Genomic DNA, 17,814 nt, shown 5'->3' with positions numbered 1-17,814 from the left:
CGTGGAGAACCTGATTGCGCTGCTGGTGGCGGCGCCTCTGCTCGGAGCGGCGGTCCTGCTGTGCGGCGGACGCCGGCTGGACGCCGTCGGCCACTGGATCGGCACGGCGCTGGCCGCCGTCTCGTTCGCGCTCGGCCTGGTGCTCTTCACCGACCTGCTCGGCAGGGGCGCCGAGGACCGCACCGTCACGCAGCACCTGTTCAGCTGGATCCCGGTGGAGGGCTTCCAGGCGGACGTCGCCTTCCGGCTGGACCAGCTGTCGATGACGTTCGTCCTGCTGATCACGGGCGTCGGCTCGCTGATCCACCTCTACTCCGTCGGGTACATGGAGCACGACGAGCGGCGCCGCCGCTTCTTCGGCTACCTGAACCTGTTCCTCGCGGCGATGCTGATCCTGGTCCTCGCCGACAACTACCTGCTGCTGTACGTCGGCTGGGAGGGCGTCGGTCTCGCGTCCTACCTGCTGATCGGCTTCTGGCAGCACAAGCCCAGCGCGGCCACGGCGGCGAAGAAGGCCTTCCTGGTCAACCGCGTCGGTGACATGGGCCTGTCCATCGCGATCATGCTGATGTTCCTGTGGTTCGGCACCTTCGCCTTCGGGCCGGTGCTCGGCGGCCACGGGGAGGCCGGTCTCGCCGGTGAGGCGGGCGAGGGCAAGCTGACCGCGATCGCCCTGATGCTGCTGCTCGCCGCGTGCGGCAAGTCCGCCCAGGTGCCGCTGCAGTCCTGGCTCGGGGACGCGATGGAGGGCCCCACCCCGGTGTCGGCCCTCATCCACGCCGCGACGATGGTGACCGCGGGCGTCTACCTGATCGTCCGCTCGGCGGCCGTCTTCAACGGCGCCCCGGACGCCCAGCTGGTCGTCACCGTCGTCGGCGCGGTCACGCTGCTGTTCGGTGCGATCGTCGGTTGCGCCAAGGACGACATCAAGAAGGCGCTGGCCGGCTCGACCATGTCGCAGATCGGCTACATGGTGCTGGCCGCGGGCCTCGGCCCGATCGGCTACGTCTTCGCGATCATGCACCTGGTGACACACGGCTTCTTCAAGGCCGGCCTCTTCCTCGGCGCCGGCTCGGTCATGCACGGCATGAACGACGAGGTCGACATGCGCCGCTACGGCGGCCTCAGGAAGTACATGCCGGTCACCTTCGTCACCTTCGGCCTCGGCTACCTCGCGATCATCGGCTTCCCGGGCCTGTCCGGCTTCTTCTCCAAGGACAAGATCATCGAGGCCGCGTTCGCCAAGGGCGGCACCGAGGGCTGGATCCTCGGCGCCTGCGCCCTGCTCGGCGCGGCCATCACCGCGTACTACATGACGCGCGTGATGCTGATGACGTTCTTCGGCGAGGAGCGCTGGCGCAACGCGCCGACGCCGTCCCCGGCCTCCCCGGACGTGGAGCCGGCCGCGCAGACCGCCGGCGCCTACGAGCCGCCGCACCCGCACGAGTCGCCGAAGGTCATGACGGTCCCGATGATCGTGCTGGCCGTCGGATCGGTGTTCGGCGGCGCGTTCTTCAGCGTCGGCGACCGCTTCATCCACTGGCTGGAGCCCGTCACCGGGCACGCCCACGGACACCCGCCGGTCAGCGCGCTGACGGTGACGCTGTCCACGGTCGCGGTGATGGTGATCGGCGTGGCGATCGCCTGGGCGCAGTACGGCCGTCGCCCGGTGCCGGCCGTCGCCCCGCGCGGTTCGCTGCTCACCCGGGCCGCCCGCCGCGACCTGTACCAGGACGACTTCAACCACGTGGTCCTGGTCCGCGGCGGCGAACACCTCACCCGCTCACTGGTGTACGTCGACCACACCCTGGTCGACGGGGTCGTCAACGGCACGGCCGCCTCCGTGGGCGGTCTGTCCGGGCGGATGCGCAGGCTGCAGAACGGCTTCGCGCGGTCCTACGCGGTCTCGATGTTCGGCGGCGCGGCGGTCCTCGTCGCCGCGACCCTGCTGATGAGGGCGGTCTGATACCGATGTCCTTTCCTCTCCTGACAGCGACGGCGGCGCTCCCGGCCATCGGGGCGATCGCCACGGCCGCCGTACCGGCCGCGCGGCGCACGGCGGCCAAGTGGCTGGCCCTGCTGTTCTCGCTGGCCACCCTCGCCCTGGCGATCACCGTCCTGGTCCGCTTCGACCCGGACGGCGAGCGCTACCAGCTCACCGAGTCGCACTCCTGGATCGCCGACTTCGGCGTCCGCTACGAACTGGGCGTGGACGGCATCGCGGTGGCGCTGATCGCGCTGACCGCGCTGCTGATCCCGTTCATCGTGCTGGCCGGCTGGCACGACGCCGACCCGCTGGAGACCGGCAGCAGGCGGTGGCGGCCGACGCAGGGCTTCTTCGCCCTGATCCTGGCCGTCGAGGCGATGGTGATCATCTCCTTCGAGGCCACCGACGTCTTCCTCTTCTACATCTTCTTCGAGGCCATGCTCATCCCGATGTACTTCCTCATCGGGGGCTTCGGGGACCGTGCGCACGAGCACGGCGAGGAGAAGGCGGCGACCCAGCGGTCGTACGCGGCGGTGAAGTTCCTCCTCTACAACCTGGCCGGCGGTCTGATCATGCTGGCCGCGGTGATCGGGCTGTACGTGGTAGCGGGGAACTTCTCCCTCACCGAGATCGCGCAGGCCCGGGCGAACGGCGAGCTGGAGATGGCGACCAGCACCGAACGCTGGCTGTTCCTCGGCTTCTTCTTCGCCTTCGCGGTGAAGGCGCCGCTGTGGCCGCTGCACACCTGGCTGCCCAACGCCATGCAGGAGTCCACCGCCCCGGTCGCCGTGCTGATCACGGCGGTGGTCGACAAGGTGGGCACCTTCGCGATGCTCCGCTTCTGCCTCCAGCTGTTCCCGGAGGCCAGCAAGTGGGCGACCCCGGTGATCCTGGTGCTGGCGGTGATCAGCATCATCTACGGCGCGCTGCTCGCCGTCGGCCAGCGCGACATCAAGCGGCTGATCGCCTACGCCTCGATCTCGCACTTCGGCTTCATCGTGATGGGCATCTTCGCGATGACCAGCCAGGGCCAGTCCGGGGCGACGCTCTACATGGTCAACCACGGCATCTCGACCGCCGTGCTCATGCTGATCGCCGGCTTCCTGATCTCCCGGCGCGGCTCCCGGCTCATCGCCGACTTCGGCGGGGTGCAGAAAGTGGCCCCGGTGCTCGCCGGCACCTTCCTGATCGGCGGCCTCGCCACCCTCTCGCTGCCGGGCCTCGCGCCCTTCGTCAGCGAGTTCCTGGTCCTGGTCGGCACGTTCACGCGCTACCCGGTGATCGGGATCATCGCCACCTTCGGCATCGTGCTCGCCGCGCTGTACACCCTCGTCCTGTACCAGCGGACGATGACCGGCCCGGTGAAGCCCGAGGTCGCCGCGATGCCCGACCTGAAGGTCCGGGAGATCGCGGTGGTGGCGCCGCTGGTCGTGCTGCTGGTGTTCCTGGGCGTCTACCCGAAGCCCGTGACGGACGTCGTGAACCCGGCGGTGAAGCAGACCTTGTCCGACGTACAGAAGAAGGACCCCCAGCCCGAGGTGGAGGCGGCCAAGTGAGCGCAACAGCAGCCGTCCACAGCCTGTGGACAACCGCGGCCGATCCGATCGCCAAGATCGACGCACCCAAGATCGAGTACGGGCAGCTCGCGCCCACGCTGATCGTCGTCGGCGCGGCGCTCGTCGGGGTGCTGGTCGAGGCCTTCGTACCGCGCAAGTCCCGTTACTACGCGCAGGTGTTCGTCTCCGCGGTCGCCCTGGTCGCCGCGTTCGCCGCGGTCGTGGCGCTCGCCGCCGACGGGTACGCGACCACCAAGGCGGGCATCGCCGCGATGGGCGCGGTCGCCGTCGACGGACCCGCGCTCTTCCTCCAGGGCACGATCCTGCTCACGGCGCTGGTGGGCCTGTTCACCTTCGCCGAGCGCCGGCTCGACCCGGAGGCGCACGGCAACCGCGTCGACTCCTTCGCCGCGCAGGCCGCCGCCGTCCCCGGCAGCGACAGCGAGAAGCGGGCCGTCAAGGCCGGGTTCACCACCACCGAGGTGTTCCCGCTGCTGCTCTTCGCCGTCGCGGGCATGCTGGTCTTCCCCGCGGCCAACGACCTGCTGACGCTGTTCGTGGCGCTAGAGGTCCTCTCCCTCCCGCTGTACCTGCTGTGCGCGCTGGCCCGGCGCAAGCGGCTGATGTCGCAGGAGGCGGCGGTCAAGTACTTCCTGCTCGGCGCGTTCGCCTCCGCGTTCACTCTGTTCGGCATCGCCCTGCTCTACGGCTACGCGGGCTCCATGTCGTACGCGACGATCGCGCAGGTCGTCGACGGCACGGTCCCGGAGATCACCCCGGCGCTCGCCGACACCATGGGCAACGACGCGCTGCTGCTGATCGGCGCGGGGCTGCTCGTGATGGGCCTGCTGTTCAAGGTCGGCGCGGTGCCGTTCCACATGTGGACGCCCGACGTCTACCAGGGCGCGCCCACCCCGGTCACCGGCTTCATGGCGGCGGCCACCAAGGTCGCGGCGTTCGGCGCCCTGCTGCGCCTGCTGTACGTGGTGCTGCCGGGGCTGCGCTGGGACTGGCGGCCGGTCATGTGGGGCGTCGCGATCGTCACCATGCTGGCCGGCGCGATCGTGGCGATCACCCAGACCGACATCAAGCGCCTGCTGGCGTACTCGTCGATCGCGCACGCGGGCTTCATCCTCGCGGGTGTCATCGCGGCCACGCCGTCCGGCATCTCGTCGGTGCTGTTCTACCTGGCGGCCTACTCCTTCGTGACGATCGGCGCCTTCGCCGTGGTCACGCTGGTGCGGGACGCGGGCGGCGAGGCGACCCACCTGTCCCGGTGGGCGGGCCTGGGCCGGCGCTCCCCGCTGGTGGCGGCGGTGTTCGCGGTGTTCCTGCTCGCCTTCGCGGGCATCCCGCTGACCTCCGGCTTCGCCGGGAAGTTCGCCGTGTTCAAGGCGGCGGCGGAGGGCGGGGCGACCCCGCTGGTCGTCGTCGGCGTGATCTCCTCGGCGGTCGCGGCGTTCTTCTACATCCGCGTCATCGTCCTGATGTTCTTCAGCGAGCCGCGCCCCGAGGGCCCGACCGTCGCGGTGCCGTCGCCGCTGACGACGACGGCGATCGCGGTCGGTGTGGCGGTCACGGTGGTGCTCGGCGTCGCTCCGCAGTACTTCCTGGACCTGGCCGGGGACGCGGGGGTGTTCGTGCGCTGACGCGCCCCGCCGTACGCACGGCGCGGCCCGGCACCCCGCACGGGGTGCCGGGCCGCTGTCGTTCCGGGCCTGTGGACAACTCCGGGGCTGTCGGTCCGGACGCCTATGGTGGACGCAGTGGCCGAGGTACGGCCGCGGGGGACGGGACGATGCACGGGACGGACGGTGTCGCCGGGATGGCAGTGACGGACAGTGAGGCGCTGGCTGCGCTGCACCGGGTCTTCGGCTACGAGAGCTTCCGCGGCGAGCAGGAAGCGGTCGTCGACCACGTGATCGCCGGCGGTGACGCGGTCGTCCTCATGCCGACCGGCGGCGGCAAGTCGCTCTGCTACCAGATCCCGGCCCTGGTCCGGCCCGGCACGGGCGTGGTCGTCTCCCCGCTGATCGCGCTCATGCAGGACCAGGTCGACGCGCTGCGGGCGCTCGGCGTGCGGGCCGGCTTCATGAACTCGACGCAGGACTTCGACGAGCGGCGGACGGTCGAGGCGGAGTTCCTCGCCGGCGAGCTGGACCTGCTCTACCTGGCGCCGGAGCGGCTGCGCCTGGACAGCAGCCTCGACCTCCTCTCGCGCGGCAAGATCTCCGTGTTCGCCATCGACGAGGCGCACTGCGTCTCCCAGTGGGGGCACGACTTCCGCCCGGACTACCTCACCCTGTCCGTGCTGGGGGAGCGGTGGCCGGACGTGCCCCGCATCGCCCTCACCGCGACCGCCACGGACGCCACGCACCGGGAGATCACCGAGCGGCTGGGCATGCCGGACGCCCGGCACTTCGTGGCCAGCTTCGACCGGCCCAACATCCAGTACCGGATCGTGCCCAAGGCCGACCCGCGCAAGCAGCTCCTCGCCTTCCTGCGCGAGGAGCACGCCGGGGAGGCGGGCATCGTGTACTGCCTCTCGCGCAACTCGGTCGACAAGACCGCCGAGTTCCTCTCGCGCAACGGCATCGAGGCGGTGCCGTACCACGCGGGGCTCGACGCCGGGACGCGCGCCGCGCACCAGGCGCGGTTCCTGCGCGAGGAGGGCCTGGTCGTGGTGGCGACCATCGCCTTCGGCATGGGCATCGACAAGCCGGACGTCCGCTTCGTCGCCCACCTCGACCTGCCCAAGTCGGTGGAGGGCTACTACCAGGAGACCGGCCGCGCGGGCCGCGACGGACTGCCGTCCACGGCATGGATGGCGTACGGGCTGAACGACGTCGTCCAGCAGCGCAAGCTGATCCAGACCGGCGAGGGCGACGAGGCGTTCCGGCGGCGGGCGGGCCAACACCTGGACGCCATGCTCGCCCTGTGCGAGACCGTGCACTGCCGCCGCGCCGGACTCCTCGCCTACTTCGGCCAGGAGCCGTCCGGGGAGAACTGCGGCAACTGCGACACCTGCCTCGCCCCGCCGGAGACCTGGGACGGCACGGTCGCGGCGCAGAAGGTGCTGTCCACGGTGGTGCGGCTGCAGCGGGAGCGCGGGCAGAAGTTCGGCGCGGTGCAGATCGTGGACATCCTGCTGGGCCGCCGCACCGCCAAGGTGATCCAGTTCGACCACGACCAGCTCTCCGTGTTCGGCATCGGCGAGGAGCTGAGCGAGGCGCAGTGGCGCGGCGTGATCCGCCAGTTGCTGGCCCAGGGACTGCTCGCGGTCGAGGGCGACTACGGCACGCTGGTGCTGACCGAGGCCAGCGGGTCGGTGCTGCGGCGGGAGCGGGAGGTGCCGCTGCGCAAGGAGCCCGAGAAGCCGGCCGGGTCCCGCGCGGGCGGCGGCTCGGGCCGCGGCGACCGCAAGGCGAAGGCGGCCGCGGCCGACCTGCCCGAGGAGCTCCGCCCGGCGTTCGAGGCGCTCCGCGCCTGGCGCGCCGAGCAGGCCAGGGAACAGGGCGTCCCGGCGTACGTGATCTTCCACGACGCCACGCTGCGGGAGATCGTCACCGTGTGGCCCACGTCGGTGGAGCAGCTCGGCGGGATCGGCGGCGTGGGCGAGAAGAAGCGGGCGACGTACGGGGAGGGGGTCGTGGAGGTGCTGGCGGGGCTGTCGGCGCCGGGAGAGGCCGCTCCCGGCGCGGCAGTCGAAGCCCAGGCGCCCGAGGACGACTGGCCCGACGAGGAGCCGGACTGGTCCTGAGCCGACCGGGCCATCCGGGCCCCGGGCCGTCCGGCCAACAGGCCGCCCACGCCAGGCCGTCACGCCGGGCCTGCGCCGGCCGCGTCGGCCTGGAACGCCGGGTACGGCGGCGGGCACCGGCCGCGCGGGCCGGAGCGTCGGCTACGGCAGCGCCGTGAGCCCCGGCGCGAACGTGATCAGCAGCGGGACCAGCGGTACCAGCGCCGCCGCCGCCGTTGTCAGGGCGCGGTGCCGGCGGTCCAGGCGGGGCGGCGGCTCCAGCAGCCGGTCGACGCGCTCGCCGAGCAGCCGGTGGCTGGAGGAGCAGGACAGCACGCCCCGGTGCTGGTTCAGCTCGATCAGCGCCAGCGCGGTGGTCAGATGGCCGCAGCGGCGGGAGGCCGTGTCATCGGCGGACAGCTCCACCAGACGGTGGGTCTGCTCGCAGAAGTGGGCGAACAGCGGGACGCGCGGGAAGCCGGCCGCCAGCGCCGCGGACAGATGCAGCAACCAGTCGTGGCGGGCCCGGGCGTGCCCGCGCTCATGGGTGAGGACCGCGTCCAGCTGACGGCCGGTCAGGCGCTGGAGTGCGCCGGTCGTGACGATGAGCTGGGGCGGGCTGCCCGGCATCCACCAGGCGTCGGGGTAGTCCTCCTCCAGCACCAGCAGCGGCCCCCGCCCCTCGGGCAGCCCCGCCGGGAGGTCGGGTGCGCGCTCCCGCAGATGCGCGCGGGCGCCGGCGCGCCGGCGGCGGGCCTCGACCAGCTCGCGGCCGAGCATCGCCGTGGTCCAGGCCGCGCCGCAGGCGAGCAGCACGGTGAGGACGGTCGTCCAGGGCGAGGCGGCCGACAGGTCGTAGGCGGCGGTCACGGCGGGCGGGGCAGGCGCGAACAGCTGGGCGCGCACGGTCCCGAAGACGGCGGCGGCGCCCAGCGCCAGGGCGGTCAGACAGCACAGCAGGACGGTGGCGACCAGGCACTGCCACACCCACAGGGCGACGACCGGTTCCCGTTCCGGCCAGGTCGCCCGGGTGAGCACGCGGGGGACGGGCACGGCGGCGGTCAGGGCGACCACGCTGAGCAGGAGCAGGCAGTACGTCATGCCACGGGCTCCGGATCCTGTCGGGAGAAGCGGCTCGGGGACGTGCGGTGGTGCGGGCCGCGCGGCATGGAGAACGACGCACCGCCCGACGCCCAGTATGACGGCGAAGGGCGGTGCGAGTCAGCGTGGTTGTGCGCCTCGGCAGGGCCGGTGGGGTCAGGGCGCGGGGACCACCCGTCCCGTCACCTCGCCGAGGCCCACCCGCACCCCGTCCGGTCCGGGCGCCCAGGCGGACAGTGTGACCACGTCGCCGTCCTCCAGGAACGTCCGCTTGCCGTCGGGGAGTTCGAGCGGGTCGCGGCCGTTCCAGGTCAGCTCCAGCAGGGAGCCGCGCTCCCGCTCGGTGGGGCCGCTGACCGTGCCGGAACCGTAGAGGTCGCCGGTGCGCAGGGAGGCGCCGTTCACCGTCATGTGGGCGAGCTGCTGGGCGGCCGTCCAGTACATGGTGGAGAAGGGGCACTCGGAGACGGTGTGGCCGTTGATCGTCACGGTGATGCGCAGGTCGTAGCCGCCGGGCTCCTCGCCGGAGTCGTCGAGGTACGGCAGCAGGTCGTGGGTGCGCGCGGGCGGGGCGACGCGTGCCTCCTCCAGGGCGTCCAGCGGGGTGATCCACGCCGACACCGAGGTGGCGAAGGACTTGCCGAGGAACGGGCCGAGGGGCACGTACTCCCAGGCCTGGATGTCGCGGGCGGACCAGTCGTTGAGCAGGCACAGGCCGAAGACGTGGTCGCGGTAGGCGGTGAGCGGCACGGGCCGGCCCTGCTCGGAGGGGACGCCGACGACGAAGCCGACCTCGGCCTCGATGTCCAGCCGCACGGACGGGCCGAAGACGGGAGCGGCGTCCGCGGGCGCCTTGCGCTGCCCGGAGGGGCGCACCACGTCGGTGCCGGACACCACGACGGTGCCGGAGCGGCCGTGGTAACCGATCGGCAGGTGCTTCCAGTTGGGGGTCAGGGAGTCCGCGGCGTCGGGGCGGAAGATCTGCCCGACGTTCCGCGCGTGGTTCTCCGAGGCGTAGAAGTCGACGTAGTCCGCCACCTGGAACGGCAGATGCAGGGTCACCTCGGACAGCGGGTGGAGGAAGGGCTCGACGGTCTCCCGGTGCGCCGGGACCGTCACCCACGCGGTGAGCGCGCGGCGCACGTCCGACCAGGCCGTACGGCCCGCCGCCAGCAGCGCGTCGAGGCCGGGGCGGGCGAGGAGGGAGGCGTAGGGGGAGCCCAGGGCGTGTGCCGCCGCGCCGGCGTCGAGGACGTGGTCGCCCAGCCGGACGCCCACGGTGCGCTCCGCCGAACCGGGGAGCGAGAAGACGCCGTACGGCAGGTTGTGCGGGCCGAAGGGGTCGCCCTCGGGGACATCGAAGGGGGGCATCGGGTGCTGCCTCGCTTTCGTGTGCGCGGGTGCGCCACGTGTCCGTGGCCGTGCCACACGTTACGGGGTCGCGTCCCGGCGGGCTCCTGTAATAGGGGACGGCTCACACGGGCCGACGCACGGGGCGCCGGGCGCGGGCCCGGGTCCGGGGGAGCGCGGCGTGCTCGGTCACAAGGGAAAACAGTTCTCAACCGGTCGCGATCCGGCGGCACAAGAAGGCAAATCGCACGCAATGCGCGGGCATACGAGCGCGGTGAATCGGACGGTCCTCTTGTCCGTATTCTCTGATCATGGCCGCACCCACCGATTGTTCTCTCATCGCCACCGACCTGGACGGGACGCTGCTGCGCGGTGACGACACCCTCTCCGACCGCTCCCTCGCCGCCCTCGCGCGGGCCGAGCGGGCCGGCGCCCGGCACCTCGTGGTGACCGGCCGCCCGGCCCCCAGAGTGCGGTCGCTGCTCGACGACCTCGGCTGCACGGGGCTCGCGGTGTGCGGACAGGGCGCGCAGGTCTACGACGCCGCCGCGCACCGGATGCTGTGGTCGGTCCGGCTGGACCGGGAGCTGGCGGAGACCGCGCTCGGCAAGATCGAGGCCGAGGTGGGGGAGGTGTACGCCGCGGTCGACCAGGACGGGGTCGACGGGCTGACGCTGATCGAGCCGGGCTACCGGATGCCGCACCCGACGCTTCCGGCGGTGCGGGTGGAGCGGCGCGACGACCTGTGGGCGCGGCCGATCAGCAAGGTGCTGCTGCGCCACCCGGAGCTGTCGGACGACGCGCTGACGGCGGCGGCCCGCTCCGTGGTCGGCTCGCTGGCCACGGTCACCATGTCGGGGCCGGGCACGGTGGAGCTCCAGCCGTGCGGGGTCACCAAGGCGACCGGTCTGGCGCTGGCCGCCGAGCACCTGGGGCTGCGCCCCGAGGACACGATCGCGTTCGGGGACATGCCGAACGACGTCCCGATGCTCCGGTGGGCGGGCCACGGCGTCGCCATGGCCAACGCGCACCCGGAGCTGAAGGCGGTGGCCGACGAGGTCACCTCGTCGAACGAGGACGACGGCGTGGCCGTCGTCCTCGAGCGACTGTTCGGGCAGACGGCCGGTCTCGGCCGTCAGAGGTCGGCTCAGTACGCGCCGAAGACGTTGTCGATCGAGCCGTAGCGGTCGGCGGCGTAGTTGCAGGCCGCGGCGATGTTGGCGACCGGGTCGAACGGGTCGAAGGCGGTGCCGGGCACGTGGTACGCCTGGAAGGTCGGGTCGATGACCTGGAGCAGGCCCTTCGACGGGGTGCCCATGGCGGCGTTGGAGTCCCACAGGTTGATGGCGGCCGGGTTGCCGGACGACTCCCGCATGATGTTGCGGTGGATGGAGTCGTAGGAGCCGGGGATGCCGTTCTGCGCCATGATGTCCATCGCCTCGCGGATCCAGCCGTCGAGGTTGTCCGGGTACGCGGTCGTGGAGGCGGCGGTCGTGGCCTGGGTCGTGGGGGCCGCGGAGGCGCTGGTGGCGCCGAACAGCGGCAGCGCGACCACGGCGACGCCGGTGCCGGCGACGGCGAGGGAGCGGACGAGGCGGCGGCGCGACGAAGCGATGACGGGCATGACTGAGGTTCCTCTCCTACGCCTGCGAGGTGAGCTGTCGGGTTCGGGCGGGAGAGTGCCCGGCCGTGCCCCTTCGGGCATGGCTTCACCCCGAGCCGTCCCGGCACGGTGTCCGGTACGGCGGCTTACCTGGGTCCCCCGCTCCTGCCGTGCGTGAGTTGTCGTCGGGTGTGATGCGGGTGGCGGCAGGACTGGGCGTCCACCCGGCAGGCCCGGAACGTATGCGAGAGCAGATGCCGGGAACAAGTGCGACGATCACACAAAGCCCCGTTTGATCTTGGGTTGGGTGGTTTTGGGTGCTTGATCCTTTGCGATCGCCAAGGGGCAACTCCGTTGCGTGGAACGGAGGGAGGGGCGTGTGCGAGGGTGGCCCGGCGGCCGGCGCGCGCGTGACCCACTTCACGGGCCGACGGCCGTGAGGGCATTTGCGGCCAAGAGGAATTGGCGTATCAAGAGCGGCAAATCGGACTCGAGGGTGGGGCAGGATGGTTCACGGGTCGCTGTGTCCGGGAAGCCGAGGTATGTCCGTTGTTATCAGCCGATCAAAAACACTCCACTTCTGATCCCGTATCGCCCTGCTTGTGACCCCGGGCCCTGGCGGTGATCGAAACCTGACCGGATACGCTGAGTCGAGTGGTGGCAGCGACCTATCGACAAACCGTGTAACCGCCAGCAGACACCAGCAGACAGGAGACCCCTCGTGACCGTCGTCGGGCCGTTCGGGCTGAGCGTGCGGGACCAGGCTCTGGAAGCCGATGTCCAGGCCGGATTGACGGCTGTCGAGGAAGGGCTGCTCGAAGCCACCAAGAGCGAGGTGCCGTTCATCACGGAGGCCGCCCAGCACCTGGTGCGGGCCGGAGGCAAGCGGTTCCGCCCGCTGCTGGTGATGCTCTCCGCCCGGTTCGGCGACCCCTACGCGCCCGGCGTCGTGCCGTCGGCCGTCGTCGTGGAGCTCACCCACCTGGCCACGCTCTACCACGACGACGTGATGGACGAGGCCGAGGTGCGGCGCGGGGTCGCGAGCGCGAACACCCGCTGGGGCAACTCGGTCGCCGTCCTCACCGGCGACTTCCTCTTCGCCCGCGCCTCCCACATCCTGGCCGACCTCGGCCCGGAGGCGGTGCGGGTGCAGGCCGAGGCGTTCGAGCGGCTGGTCACCGGCCAGATCCTCGAGACCGCGGGCCCGCAGGACGGCCGCGACCCGGTCGACCACTACCTGGACGTGCTCGGCGGCAAGACCGGCTCCCTGGTCGCCGTCTCCTGCCGGTTCGGCGCGATGATGTCCGGCGCCGACGACACCGTCGTCGACGTCCTCACCCAGTACGGCGAGCGGCTCGGCGTCGCCTTCCAGCTCGCCGACGACGTCCTCGACATCGCCTCCGACTCCCACGAGTCCGGCAAGACCCCCGGCACCGACCTGCGCGAGGGCATCGCCACCCTGCCCGTGCTGCGGCTGCGCGAGCGGGCGGCCCGGCTGGGCCTCGCCGAGGACCTCGCCCTGTGCGAGCTGCTCGACTCCGACCTCACCGACGACACCCGGCACGCCGAGGCGCTGCGCCTGCTGCGCGCCCACCCCGCGCTCGGCCAGGCCCGCCGGGACACCGTGCGCTACGCGGAGGAGGCGCGCGCCGCGCTCGCCCCGCTGCCGGACGGCCCCGCCAAGGCGGCGCTCGTCGAGCTGTGCGACGCCGTGGTGCACCGGGCCGGCTGACCCCGGGCCAGCCCCGGCCGGCCGACCCGCCTGGCCGTTCCGTCCGGGTGCTCCGACCGGCCGTTCCGTCCGGGTGCTCCGACCGGCCGTCCCGGCCGGTCGCCCCGCTCGGTCGCCCCAGTCGGCTGTGCAGCCTGGCCGCCCCGCCCGGCCGCCCCCCGTACGCCTCCGGTACCCGGGTGACCCCTACGGGGCGGGTGAGCCCGCGTCGTCCGTGTCATACCGCAGCAGTACGCGGAGTTGAGCCCGCGGTCTGACGATTCCGTCCCGCGGTTTTGGTCAGATGGACCACGACGGACAACACCACTTCTCACCGTTTCGGGTGAGAATGGCGGCCCGGGCCGAACCGCCGCGAGGACACGGACGGAAGCCGCCGCCGACCACGGAGGGCACACATGGCACCGAACGAGACCGACGACACGACGACCGCGGGGGAGGTCGACGAGGTGCGCGCCGGCCGCCGCAGGGCCGCGCGGTACGTCGTCCCCGTCACCGTGATGGGCGTGGCGGCCGCGACGATCGGACTCGTCCCGGCGCTCGCCGACTCCGGCGACCCCGACCTGCCGGAGATCACGGCCGCGCAGCTCATCGAGAAGATCGCGCAGTCGGACGTGGAGCGGCTGTCCGGCACTGTGAAGATCACCACCGACCTCGGGCTGCCGAACCTCGGCGGGCTGGAGAGCGGCCTGCTGTCCGGCGCGGCGGGCGGAGGCGAGGACGGCGAGGGCTCCTCCGCCGACCCGTCCGGCCGGCTCACCGAGCTGGCGTCCGGCACGCACACCCTGCGCGTCGCCGCCGACGGCCCGGACCGCCAGAAGCTGTCGCTGCTGGAGGACGCGGCCGAGTACAGCCTCATCCACAACGGCAAGGACGTCTGGGGCTACGACAGCGCGTCCAACGAGGTCTACCACTCCACCGTCGGCGAGGCGGGCGCGGCGGACACGGCCCGGCGCGGCGAGCAGCGGCCCCCGGCCACCCCGAAGGACTTCGCGGAGGAGGCGCTGAAGGCGGTCGACGACACCACGTCCGTGAAGGTCGACGGCACCGCCCAGGTGGCCGGCCGCGACGCCTATCGGCTGGTGATCGAGCCCAAGCAGTCCGGCTCCACCGTCGGCGCGGTCAGCATCGCCGTGGATCACAAGACGGGCATGCCGCTGAAGGTCACGCTCACCCCGTCGAGCGGCGGCTCGGCCGTCGTGGACGTCGGCTTCACCCAGGTGAGCTTCGACCGCCCGGACGCCTCCACGTTCGCGTTCACCCCGCCCAAGGGCGCCAAGGTGGCCGAGGACACCGAACAGGACCGCCGCCACGGCGACTTCGGCGGGAAGCCGGAGCGCGGCCCGAAGTCCGAGGAGGACCTGGCCAAGGGCTTCGACGGGCTGACGATGCTCGGCGAGGGCTGGAACAGCGTCGCCACGTTCGACACCGGCTCCGGCTCCGGCCTGCCCACCGGCGAGGAGGCCGGCGGCGACCTCGGCGGCTTCCTCGGCTCGCTCGGCGACCTGGTCAAGGGCGACTTCGGCACGGGCACGGTGTTCAGCACCCGCCTGGTCAACGCCCTGATCACCGACGACGGCAAGGTCTACGTGGGTACGGTCACCAAGGACGCGCTGGTGAAGGCGGCCGAGGCGGGGAAGTAGGAACCCCGCACCCACCGACGCGGCGAGGGGAACGGGGGAGCCGATGGACGAGACGTCCGCCACCGAGCAGCCGGGCGACGGGCGGTCCCCGGGTGATGCCGTCGTCGTCACCCGCGGGCTGACCAAGCGTTACCGCGGCGGACAGCTCGCCGTCGACGGTCTGCACCTGACCGTACCGGCGGGCAGCGTCTTCGGCTTCCTCGGCCCCAACGGCTCCGGCAAGACCACCACGATCCGCACGCTGATGGGCCTGATCGAGCCGACCTCCGGGACGGCGCACGTGCTGGGGCGCCCCATGCCCCGCTCCGCGCGCGCCGTCCTGCCGCACGTCGGCGCGCTCATCGAGGGCCCCGCCCTCTACGGCTTCCTCTCCGGCCGCGACAACCTCCTCCGCTACGACGCCGCCGACCCCACCGCCGACCCGCGCACCCGCACCGCCCGTGTCGCCGCCGCCCTGGACCGGGTGGGCCTCACGGCCGCGTCCGGCAAGAAGGCGCGGGCGTACTCCCTCGGCATGAGGCAGCGCCTCGGACTCGCCGCCGCCCTGCTGCGGCCGCGCCGGCTGCTGGTGCTGGACGAGCCGACCAACGGCCTCGACCCGCAGGGCATGCGGGAGATCCGCGCGCTCGTCCGCGAACTCGCCACCGACGGCACGACCGTCTTCCTCTCCTCCCACCTGCTCGACGAGATCGAGCAGGTCTGCACGCACGTCGCCGTGATGGCGCGCGGCCGGCTGATCACGCAGGGGCCGGTCGCCGAACTGGCCGCCGGTGCCCGGGGCCGCCTGGTGGTCACCACGCCCGACCCGGCGGACGCGGCCCGGGTGCTGAAGGAGCAGGGGCTCGCCGACGTCGTGGCCGACGGCGACCGCGTGAGCGCCGAGCCGCCCGCGCGGGACCTCGCCGAGGTGAACGCGGCCCTGGTCACGGCGGGGGTGCGGGTGCGCGGCTTCGGGGTCGAACGGGCGTCGCTGGAGGACGCGTTCGTGGCGCTGACCGGGGAGGGGTTCGATGTCGCGGGCTGAGACGGCGGCGGGCGTTCCCGCGGAAGCGGGGGCGACGGAGACGGAGACGGCCGTACGGGCGGCGCGTCCGCTGTGGACGCTGGGGCTGTTCCGCGACGAGCTGCGCACCACCTTCCGGCGCTGGCGCACCCTCGCCCTGCTGGGCGTGCTGGCCGCCGTGCCGGTGCTGGTCGGGATCGCCGTGCGGATCGAGACCGGCGACGGTTCGTCCTCCGGGGGCGGCGGGGGACCCGCGTTCGTCTCGCAGATCACCAACAACGGCCTGTTTCTCGTCTTCACCGCGCTCGCCGCGACCCTGCCGTTCTTCCTGCCCATGGCGGTCGGGGTGATCGCGGGCGACGCCGTGGCGGGCGAGGCGGGCGCCGGTACCCTGCGCTACCTGCTGGTCGCCCCCGCCGGCCGCACCCGCCTGCTGCTCACCAAGTACGCGACGGTCATGGTGTTCTGCCTGGCCGCCACCCTGGTGGTGGCCGTCTCGGCGCTGGCCGTGGGCGCGCTGCTGTTCCCGCTCGGTGATCCGACCACCATCTCGGGCACCCGCATTACCTTCAGCGAGGGGCTGCTCCGGGCCCTGCTGATCGCCCTGGTCGTCGCCGCGTCCCTGCTCGGTGTGGCCGCGCTCGGTCTGTTCGTGTCCACGCTGACCAACAGCGGCATCGCGGCGATGGCGACCACGGTCGGACTGCTCATCACCGTCCAGATCCTCGACCAGATCCCCCAGCTGCACGCCCTGCACCCGTACCTGTTCTCGCATTACTGGCTGTCCTTCGCCGACCTGATGCGGGAGCCCGTCTACTGGGACGACCTGACGAAGAACCTCGGCCTCCAGGCCCTCTACGCGGCCGTCTTCGGCTCGGCGGCCTGGGCCCGCTTCACGACGAAGGACGTCACGGCGTAGGCCTCGCGCCCCGAAGGGGCGCGGGGAACTGCGCGACCGGCCCCCACGCACCCGCGGGCGAAGGTGCGGTCGTGCGCGGAGCCCTCACGGAGCCGCCCACGCAGGCGGCCGGAGGGCGGTGACTGCGCCGCGCTGTTCCGCCTCCGCCGCCACCGCGAGCAGCAGCTCCTCCCGGTCGCGTGCGGAGACGAACTGAAGCCCCGCCGGGCAACCCTTCGCGCCGACGCCGGCCGGGAGGCTCGCCGCGGGGTGGCCGCTGAGGTTGAACGACCAGGTGAGCGCGGTGGAGTAGGTGTCGCCTGGACCGTCGTGGCCGTGCGGCGCGGTCGGCGTCGTGGGGGTGAGCAGCAGGTCGGCGCGGTGGAAGAGGTCGTGAAGACGGCGGTCGTTGGCGGTGCGGACGCGGTGGGCGTCGGCGGGGTCGGCGCCCGGGGTGCGCAGGGTGAGCCAGGCGGGGCCGGGGTCGAGAAGGGACAGCCGGACCGGTGGCCGCACGAGGCGCACCACGCGCGCCTCGACCAGCCGCTCGACCACCTCCCGCGCCAGGGCGACCTGCTCGGGACTGGGGTCGGCGTACCCCAGGTCGGGCGACCAGACGGCGGTGAGCGGAAAGCGCGGGGCCGGAGCCTCCGGGCGCCCCGACACGAGCCGCCACCAGAGGCCCGCGTCCGCCGCCGTACGGGCGAGAACACCGGGCGCGGCCAGCCCCGTACGGTCGGCGGAGAGGAACCGGCCGCCGGTCACCTTCAGTCCCGTCACCCCGCACCAGGCCGCCGGGATCCGCACCGAGCCCGCCCCGTCGGCGCCCGTCGCCAGCGGCACCAGCCCGGCCGCCACCGCCACCGCCGCCCCGGCCGAGGACCCGCCCGGCGTACGGTCCGCACGCCACGGATTGACGGTACGGCCGTGCGCCCCGAGCCCCCACGTCTGCCAGGGCGTCCCCGGACCCGGCACGGAGGTGGCGCCCACGGCGACCGCACCGGCCGCGACCAGCGGCTCCGCCGCCCGCAGTCCGCGCCGCCCCTTCACCGCGACCGGCACCCCGGCCAGCGGCAGACGCTCCCCGGCGGCGACCCGCGCATCCACCTCGCCCGCCCGCCGCAGCGCCTCGTCACCCCACACGTCGAGGAACGCGCACAGCACCGGATCGGCGCGTTCGATCCGCGCGAGCGCCTCCGCGACCG

At 72.8% G+C, this 17,814-nt stretch carries 13 protein-coding genes and 1 riboswitch; of the genes, 9 read left to right on the top strand and 4 right to left on the bottom strand.

All coding sequences use genetic code 11. The features are described 5' to 3' along the window. Position 1: 1 nt before the first annotated feature. The 4 genes from nuoL to recQ all read left to right on the top strand — a co-directional run bounded on the left by nuoL (position 2) and on the right by recQ (position 7,303). Complete coding sequence (gene nuoL / locus CCN29_RS05125) at positions 2-1,966, top strand: NADH-quinone oxidoreductase subunit L (RefSeq protein ID WP_006133112.1); 1,965 nt, start codon at positions 2-4, stop codon at positions 1,964-1,966. A gap of 5 nt (positions 1,967-1,971) precedes the next feature. After that, positions 1,972-3,543: an NADH-quinone oxidoreductase subunit M gene (locus CCN29_RS05120; protein WP_006133111.1), complete on the top strand. Its 1,572-nt coding sequence runs from the start codon at positions 1,972-1,974 to the stop codon at positions 3,541-3,543. Then, the gene (gene nuoN / locus CCN29_RS05115; protein ID WP_006133110.1) at positions 3,540-5,192 is read left to right on the top strand and encodes an NADH-quinone oxidoreductase subunit NuoN; all 1,653 of its coding nucleotides are present in this window, start codon (positions 3,540-3,542) and stop codon (positions 5,190-5,192) included. Before CCN29_RS05120 ends, nuoN begins: the two co-directional genes overlap by 4 nt. Positions 5,193-5,341: 149 nt before the next feature. After that, positions 5,342-7,303, top strand: a complete 1,962-nt coding sequence (gene recQ, locus CCN29_RS05110; protein WP_031021971.1) for a DNA helicase RecQ — start codon at positions 5,342-5,344, stop codon at positions 7,301-7,303. Between the two features lie 141 nt (positions 7,304-7,444). Here the strand turns inward: recQ and CCN29_RS05105 are convergent, their stop codons facing one another. Further along, entirely contained in the window at positions 7,445-8,383 is a 939-nt protein-coding gene (locus CCN29_RS05105) for a M56 family metallopeptidase (protein ID WP_031062895.1), read from the bottom strand. Between the two features lie 156 nt (positions 8,384-8,539). Then, the gene (fahA, locus tag CCN29_RS05100) at positions 8,540-9,754 is read right to left on the bottom strand and encodes a fumarylacetoacetase (protein ID WP_031021973.1); all 1,215 of its coding nucleotides are present in this window, start codon (positions 9,752-9,754) and stop codon (positions 8,540-8,542) included. A 290-nt stretch (positions 9,755-10,044) separates the two neighbouring features. Between fahA and CCN29_RS05095 the strand changes: the two genes are divergently transcribed. After that, positions 10,045-10,917 carry a Cof-type HAD-IIB family hydrolase gene (locus CCN29_RS05095; protein WP_006133105.1) on the top strand — a complete coding sequence of 291 codons (873 nt, stop codon included), beginning with the start codon at positions 10,045-10,047 and terminating at the stop codon, positions 10,915-10,917. On the opposite strand, the gene CCN29_RS05090 is transcribed toward CCN29_RS05095, so the two are convergent. Next, positions 10,881-11,357, bottom strand: a complete 477-nt coding sequence (locus CCN29_RS05090; protein WP_086680242.1) for a transglycosylase SLT domain-containing protein — start codon at positions 11,355-11,357, stop codon at positions 10,881-10,883. The two genes, CCN29_RS05095 and CCN29_RS05090, sit on opposite strands and share 37 nt — an antisense overlap. Before the next feature lie 4 nt (positions 11,358-11,361). Beyond that, positions 11,362-11,490, bottom strand: a riboswitch (cyclic di-AMP (ydaO/yuaA leader). A gap of 567 nt (positions 11,491-12,057) precedes the next feature. Here CCN29_RS05090 and CCN29_RS05085 point away from each other — a divergent pair. From CCN29_RS05085 to CCN29_RS05070, 4 genes are all read left to right on the top strand, one after another. Next, on the top strand, positions 12,058-13,068 hold the full coding sequence (locus CCN29_RS05085; RefSeq protein ID WP_006133102.1) for a polyprenyl synthetase family protein: 1,011 nt from the start codon (positions 12,058-12,060) through the stop codon (positions 13,066-13,068). A gap of 395 nt (positions 13,069-13,463) precedes the next feature. Further along, complete coding sequence (locus tag CCN29_RS05080; protein WP_086680240.1) at positions 13,464-14,708, top strand: LolA family protein; 1,245 nt, start codon at positions 13,464-13,466, stop codon at positions 14,706-14,708. Between the two features lie 43 nt (positions 14,709-14,751). Next, a complete protein-coding gene (locus CCN29_RS05075; RefSeq protein ID WP_086680238.1) occupies positions 14,752-15,732 on the top strand; it encodes an ABC transporter ATP-binding protein in 981 nt (326 codons plus the stop codon). Continuing rightward, positions 15,719-16,630 (top strand): ABC transporter permease, encoded by a 912-nt coding sequence (locus CCN29_RS05070; protein WP_086680237.1) that lies wholly within the window; start codon positions 15,719-15,721, stop codon positions 16,628-16,630. Before CCN29_RS05075 ends, CCN29_RS05070 begins: the two co-directional genes overlap by 14 nt. Before the next feature lie 84 nt (positions 16,631-16,714). Here the strand turns inward: CCN29_RS05070 and CCN29_RS05065 are convergent. Further along, positions 16,715-17,814: amidase family protein (locus CCN29_RS05065; protein ID WP_442538238.1), on the bottom strand; the 1,100-nt coding region annotated here is incomplete at its 5' end.

The sequence above is a fragment of the Streptomyces pseudogriseolus genome (assembly GCA_002154585.1).
In the GTDB taxonomy this organism is placed as follows: Bacteria; Actinomycetota; Actinomycetes; order Streptomycetales; family Streptomycetaceae; genus Streptomyces; species Streptomyces pseudogriseolus.
The sequence above is the reverse complement of the archived record's forward strand: the minus strand, read 5'-3'. Positions and strand labels throughout refer to the sequence as shown.

Bases quoted from the DNA above. Each gene is read 5' to 3' on its own strand.
- CCN29_RS05080 (WP_086680240.1), top strand. From the start codon at position 13,464: ATGGCACCGAACGAGACCGACGACACGACGACCGCGGGGGAGGTCGAC.
- CCN29_RS05090 (WP_086680242.1), bottom strand. From the start codon at position 11,357: ATGCCCGTCATCGCTTCGTCGCGCCGCCGCCTCGTCCGCTCCCTCGCC.
- CCN29_RS05070 (WP_086680237.1), top strand. From the start codon at position 15,719: ATGTCGCGGGCTGAGACGGCGGCGGGCGTTCCCGCGGAAGCGGGGGCG.
- fahA (WP_031021973.1), bottom strand. From the start codon at position 9,754: ATGCCCCCCTTCGATGTCCCCGAGGGCGACCCCTTCGGCCCGCACAAC.
- CCN29_RS05120 (WP_006133111.1), top strand. From the start codon at position 1,972: ATGTCCTTTCCTCTCCTGACAGCGACGGCGGCGCTCCCGGCCATCGGG.
- CCN29_RS05105 (WP_031062895.1), bottom strand. From the start codon at position 8,383: ATGACGTACTGCCTGCTCCTGCTCAGCGTGGTCGCCCTGACCGCCGCC.
- CCN29_RS05095 (WP_006133105.1), top strand. From the start codon at position 10,045: ATGGCCGCACCCACCGATTGTTCTCTCATCGCCACCGACCTGGACGGG.
- recQ (WP_031021971.1), top strand. From the start codon at position 5,342: ATGCACGGGACGGACGGTGTCGCCGGGATGGCAGTGACGGACAGTGAG.
- CCN29_RS05075 (WP_086680238.1), top strand. From the start codon at position 14,752: ATGGACGAGACGTCCGCCACCGAGCAGCCGGGCGACGGGCGGTCCCCG.